General features: G+C 35.4%; 6 protein-coding genes. All 6 read left to right on the top strand.

Features of this window, described 5'->3' with window-relative positions; genetic code table 11:
* Positions 1-97: 97 nt before the first annotated feature.
* The 6 genes from V7D82_RS09730 to V7D82_RS09705 all read left to right on the top strand — a co-directional run bounded on the left by V7D82_RS09730 (position 98) and on the right by V7D82_RS09705 (position 5,457).
* Positions 98-292: a hypothetical protein gene (locus tag V7D82_RS09730; RefSeq protein WP_333600784.1), complete on the top strand. Its 195-nt coding sequence runs from the start codon at positions 98-100 to the stop codon at positions 290-292.
* A 178-nt stretch (positions 293-470) separates the two neighbouring features.
* Positions 471-812, top strand: coding sequence for a cupin domain-containing protein (locus V7D82_RS09725; RefSeq protein WP_333600783.1), 342 nt, complete (start codon positions 471-473; stop codon positions 810-812).
* A gap of 120 nt (positions 813-932) precedes the next feature.
* Positions 933-1,493 (top strand): helix-turn-helix domain-containing protein, encoded by a 561-nt coding sequence (locus V7D82_RS09720; RefSeq protein ID WP_333600782.1) that lies wholly within the window; start codon positions 933-935, stop codon positions 1,491-1,493.
* An 89-nt stretch (positions 1,494-1,582) separates the two neighbouring features.
* Positions 1,583-2,149: a helix-turn-helix domain-containing protein gene (locus tag V7D82_RS09715; protein ID WP_333600781.1), complete on the top strand. Its 567-nt coding sequence runs from the start codon at positions 1,583-1,585 to the stop codon at positions 2,147-2,149.
* A gap of 20 nt (positions 2,150-2,169) precedes the next feature.
* A complete protein-coding gene (locus V7D82_RS09710) occupies positions 2,170-5,019 on the top strand; it encodes a PAS domain S-box protein (protein WP_333600780.1) in 2,850 nt (949 codons plus the stop codon).
* 3 nt (positions 5,020-5,022) lie between these two features.
* Entirely contained in the window at positions 5,023-5,457 is a 435-nt protein-coding gene (locus V7D82_RS09705; protein WP_333600779.1) for a response regulator, read from the top strand.
* Positions 5,458-6,000 lie beyond the last annotated feature (543 nt).

Genomic DNA, 6,000 nt, shown 5'->3' with positions numbered 1-6,000 from the left:
TAAATAAAATTATTATACAAGGACTATTCACAAAAACGAACTAACCTTTGAGGCTATATTTAGAAAAACCCTTTTTAATAACCTAAACAAATAAATTATGAACATTAAAAGAATCTTTGGAGCCCTACTTACCGTACTTGGAATTGTAAGTCTTATTTATGCAGCACAAGTTTTTTTATCCGCTACTGAAAGTACAAGAGACATCAAAACACTTATTATCTATGGCGTATTGGGCATTATATTTTTCGCTTCCGGCATCAGTTTAGTACGTACTACAAAAGATGAATCATAAATTTAATTTGTGAAAAAAGGCACATGTAATCACAAATTGATATTAATGTGGGAATTATACAAATCATTTACTTCTTTTATCTCGATAGCCATTTTAAAGGAGCTACCTTTGTCTGGATTATCATTTCATGAATAAAGCCATTTTTGTGAAATTGTTATTTAATACCTAAACAAAAATCATGGATACTTCGGAACTTGAAAAAGCTAAATCTCACATTATTGTTGAAATCATTCAATACATCCCCAACGCTGTGGTAAGCAAAACTATAATCAAAAAAACAACAGGAAACATCACCGCCTCTTCTTTTGATGCGGGTGAAGAATTGGCCGAAAAAACATCGCCTTTTGATAACTACATTCAAATTATTGATGGTGTGGCCGAGGTTATTATCAAAAACAAAATTCACAAATTGGGATTAGGAGAAGGAATTATTATTCCGGCGCATGCGCAGCATAGTTTCAATGCCAACCAACAATTCAAAATGATTTCCACTATCATTAAAAGTGGTTATGAAGATTAGAACCCACACTTCATAAATCTTTTTTACTACTAAAAATTTCATTGCTATTGAAAAAACAGTAAAACCCCGAGTTCAACGTTGAAAGCACACTGAAGTACCTTTCAAACGAACTTCAAAAACATGAAACTCTACGTTAAGTATATGGTTAGTTTGCGCTGTAAAATGCTAGTCAAAGAAGAACTTAAAAATTTAGGCCTACATTTTACAACAGTTGAACTTGGTGTTGTTGAGATTTTGGAAAACATTACCAACGAACAACGAGCTAAACTAAAAACGGCTTTGTTGGAATCGGGTTTAGAATTGATGGATGACAAAAAAGCGATGCTTATCGAAAAAATAAAAATTGTCATCACCGAAATGATTCACTATAACGATGAATTACCCAAAGTAAATTACTCTGAATACATCAGCAAAATAATGGGCTATGACTATACGTATCTGGCCAACATTTTCTCCGAAGTCAAAGGCATTACCATAGAACATTACATTATCGCCCACAAAATCGAAAAGGTAAAAGAGCTATTGCTATATGACGAACTCAACCTTACCGAGATATCATATAAAATGAACTACAGCAGTGTGTCGCATTTATCTACGCAATTTAAAAAAGTAACGGGCTTAACGCCTACTTTCTTCAAAAATCTTAAGGACAAAAAACGCAATCCCCTAGACGAAGTGTGAATTATGCAATTCTAATCTTGAATTATACAACAACTATCTGATTTAAAATCAAACCTTTGACCTAGTATACAACAACAAAACAAAAAAACTTGAAACTCTACATAAAATACATGGTCAGTAACCGTTGCAAAATGATGGTGAAAGACGAGTTAAGAAAGCTGGGACTGCATTTTATAATCGTCGATTTAGGCGTGGTGGATATTATGGAAACTATTTCTTCCGAGACAAGACAACAACTCAAAGCAGGATTATTAGAATCGGGTTTAGAATTGATGGACGACAAAAGAGCCATCATGATTGAAAAGATAAAAAATGTAATCGTAGAATTGGTGCACCATAATGAGGAACCTCTCAAAATTACTTTTTCCGATTATTTGAGCGAAAAACTAAATCAAAATTACACCTCGCTAGCAAACTTATTTTCGGAAGTACAAGGCACCACCATTGAACAATTTTTGATTTTGCACAAAGTGGAACGCATCAAAGAACTAATTATTTACGATGAACTTTCCATTACCGAAATTGCCTGGAAAATGAATTACAGCAGTGTAGCACACTTGAGTACCCAATTCAAAAAAGTGAGTGGGCTAACGCCTTCCCATTTCAAAAAATTAAAAGACAAAAGACGAAGCCCCATTGAAGAAGTGGGCAATTAATCTTAATCCAATATAAAAATATGAATACACCCAAACTATCGGAAGACAAAAAGAACAAATCCAATGATTTGTTCTTTGATATGTTTGAAAATAGCGCTATCGGAATGATATTTATAGATATTAAGAGCTCTCAGTTTCAGTATGTCAATAAATCCTTTCTGAAGTGTTTTGGTTATACCAAAAACGAAATTATTGGTAAAACTTCGAAGGAATTGGGGATTATCAATCCTGAATTTTTGGAGAAAATGGCTTTGCAATTAAAAGTAAAAGACGTGGTCAATACGATCGAAATCATTCTGAAAAATAAAAAGGGGGAACCCTTTTGGTTTTTGGTATCCATCCAAGCCATGAAATTTCAGGAAAATGATTGCTCGCTCATCTCTTTCATCGACATTACCAAACAAAAGAAAACTACCGCCGAATTGGTTGTAGCAAATGAAGAACTGGCTTTCCAAAATGAAGAAAAAGAAAAACGAGCGGCCGAATTAGTGATCGCCAATATAGAACTGGAACACCAAAACAGCGAAAAAGAAAAACGGGCAGATGAGTTGCTCATTGCCAACAAAGAATTAGAATACCAAAACAAAGTAAAAGAAAAACGCGCCGCCGAATTAATTATTGCCAACAAGGAATTGGCTTTTCAAAACGAAGAAAAAGAAAAACGCGCCGCCGAATTAATCATTGCCAATAAAGAACTGTTATTTCAAACTGGAGAAAAACAAGACCGGGCTGACGAATTACTAATCGCCAACAAAGAGCTTGAATTTCAAACCGGAGAAAAGCAAGACCGTGCCGATGAATTGGTTCTAGCTGATAAAGAACTGAATTTTCAAAACGAAGAAAAGGAGAAGCGCGTCTTTGAAAACAAAGAACTGGAAGCCTATAACTATTCTTTGAAATTAGCCTCTCAATATTCGCTAAGCCTCATTGAAGCTAGTCGCGATCCCCTATTCACTATCAGTCCGCAAGGCAAGATTACCGATACCAATCAAGCCTCCGTCAGAGTAACCGAAATATCCAAAGAGGATCTAATCGACACCTATTTTATTGACTATTTTACCGAGCCCGAAAAAGCCAAAAAAGGCTATGAAGAAGTCTTTTCCAAAGGTTTCGTAGTTGATTATCCATTGGTCTTAAAAGACGGAAAACTTACCGATGTATTATTCAACGGTGCTGTGTATAAAGATGCTGAAGGCAATATCATTGGTGCTGTCGTTGTGGCCAGAGATATCACGGAACAAAAAAAAGGAGAAAAGGATTTAATCGAAGCCAAAATATTTGCGGAGCTCGCCTCTTCTATCGCGGAAGAAGCCAAAATTATAGCCGAAACAGCTACTACCAAAGCCAACGAAGCTGTAAAATCAAAGCAACAGTTCTTATCAAATATGAGTCACGAAATAAGAACGCCGATGAATGCCATTATCGGATTCACCAAAGTTGTACTCAAAACCGAATTGACAGCCAAACAAAAAGAATACCTAACTGCCATTAAAATGAGTGGTGATGCTTTGATTGTGCTAATCAATGATATACTGGATTTAGCCAAAGTAGATGCTGGGAAAATGACTTTTGAAAAAACACCTTTCAAATTGAAACTGTCTATCAAAGCGATGTTACATCTCTTTGAAACCAAAATACAGGAGAAGAATTTAAAATTAACAACCCACTATGATAACGATATTCCTGAAGTTTTAGTAGGGGATCCGGTGCGTTTGCATCAAATCATACTGAATTTAGTGAGCAATGCGGTCAAATTCACCAGTGTTGGCAAAATCACCGTTAGCGTAAAATTGGTTTCAGAAACCGATGATGACGTAGCTATAAAATTCTCAGTAGCCGATACTGGCATTGGCATAAGCGATACCAAAACCGAAAAAATATTTGAAAACTTTCAGCAAGCCACCAGCGGTACTTCCCGAATATTTGGCGGAACCGGTTTAGGCTTGGCCATCGTAAAACAATTGGTAGAAGCGCAAAACGGAACTATTGAAGTAGAAAGTACTATTGGCAAAGGTTCTATCTTTAGCTTTATGCTCTATTTTGATAAAACCCATATCGAAACGGTATTAGAACCGGAAATCCTCGAAATCGATACCGAAATTAAAGACACCAAAATATTAGTCGTGGAAGACATGGAACTGAATCAGTTGCTGATGAAAACACTTTTGGATGATTTTGGTTTTGAATGTGAAATAGCTTCCAATGGTAAAATTGCCATTGAAAAACTTCAAAAAAACACTTATGATATCATTCTGATGGATTTACAAATGCCTGAAATGAATGGTTTCGAAGCTACCGAATACATCAGACAAACCATGAAATTAACACTTCCCATCATAGCGCTAACTGCCGATGTCACTACAGTAGATGTAGCCAAATGCAAAGCCGTTGGCATGAATGATTACATTTCGAAACCGGTTGACGAACGGTTGTTGTACAGCAAATTAATTAGCTTTATCAAAAAACCGATTGCCATCATCGAAAATCAAATCAAAGGAAACAAACAAACTCAAACGATTAAATACGTAGATCTGAGTTATTTGACCCAGCTCACCAAAGCCAATCCGAAATTAATGACCGAAATGATACAGGTCTATTTAAAACAAACCCCACCGTTACTTGTGTCAATGAAACAAAGTTTCCGAGATAAAGATTGGCCATTGTTAAAAGCCACAGCTCATAAATTAATCCCATCATTTGCCATAATGGGCATCCATCCGCAATATGCCGAACTGGCCAAAAAAATTCAGGAATTTGCAGAAAAACTGGAGCTTTCCGTGGAGTTAAATGACTTAGTGGCACAGCTCGAAACTGTTTGCCTGCAATCGTTTATAGAATTAGAAAATGAATTAATCCATTTAGAAAAATAAGGAATGAAAACGGAACCTAAAATTAAACTTTTCCTCGTAGATGATGATGCTGTTTTTTTAAAATCACTTGAATTACAGTTTCTTAACCATGCCGATTTTGAAATAAAAACCTTCCCTACCGGAGAGTTGTGTATTCAAAATCTAAATGAAAAACCAGACGTGATTGTCCTGGATTATCATTTGGATGGTATCGTTAAAAATGCCATTAATGGTATGCAGACCTTAGACAGAATCAAAGAGATCAATGCCGGAATTCCGGTCATTATGCTTTCGAGCCAGGATAAAATTGAGGTAGCGGTAAGTTGCATGCACCACAAAGCTTTTGATTATGTTGTGAAAAGTGAAACGGCTTTTGTGCGCTTGCAAAAAGTAATTTCCAATATATTCAAATACCAAAAAATGGAAAAAGAACTCAATTGGTACATGGACAGAATGTAAACTTTAAAAAAACCTACTGATAATGTGTGAATTATAAAAAACAATACTTGAATTTTATAACCCATTATCGCTCTCGGAATGCCATCTTTGTGAACTAAACCAAATGCATAGTACCCCGTAAAACAAAACACCGCTGTGCAAAGAGACCATGACGGAATTAAAAAGAATCTATTGGTACGAAAAGAACTCTTGATTGTCATTCCAATGTTATTAAGAAATACCACTGCTTTTGAATTAGTGGACTCGCTTATCACACTAATCCAAAATACCAAGAACTATTGGAAACTAAATTTCCGGAGATTGATCAAACCCCAATGATTAAAAAACATACAATGCAGTCACATATAAAAATATAGTGTGGTTATAAAATACTTCGATGAATACTATATGCCATACAGCATATTTTAAAGTTTGGGTTGATTTTTTGGTTAGTTAATAATAAATGTGAGACGTTTATTATGGGTCCTGTCGCTACATAACGGCAGGGCTTTTTTTTTCTCAATTTTTAAAAATGTGTGAATAACGCAAACTAAAGTAATAGTT

It is taken from the genome of Flavobacterium sp., assembly GCF_036741995.1.
Classification (GTDB): Bacteria; Bacteroidota; Bacteroidia; order Flavobacteriales; family Flavobacteriaceae; genus Flavobacterium.
The sequence above is the reverse complement of the archived record's forward strand: the minus strand, read 5'-3'. Positions and strand labels throughout refer to the sequence as shown.

Excerpts from the sequence above, each read along its gene's own strand:
- V7D82_RS09730 (WP_333600784.1), top strand. The coding sequence starts at position 98 with ATGAACATTAAAAGAATCTTTGGAGCCCTACTTACCGTACTTGGAATT.
- V7D82_RS09725 (WP_333600783.1), top strand. The coding sequence starts at position 471 with ATGGATACTTCGGAACTTGAAAAAGCTAAATCTCACATTATTGTTGAA.
- V7D82_RS09720 (WP_333600782.1), top strand. The coding sequence starts at position 933 with ATGAAACTCTACGTTAAGTATATGGTTAGTTTGCGCTGTAAAATGCTA.
- V7D82_RS09710 (WP_333600780.1), top strand. The coding sequence starts at position 2,170 with ATGAATACACCCAAACTATCGGAAGACAAAAAGAACAAATCCAATGAT.
- V7D82_RS09705 (WP_333600779.1), top strand. The coding sequence starts at position 5,023 with ATGAAAACGGAACCTAAAATTAAACTTTTCCTCGTAGATGATGATGCT.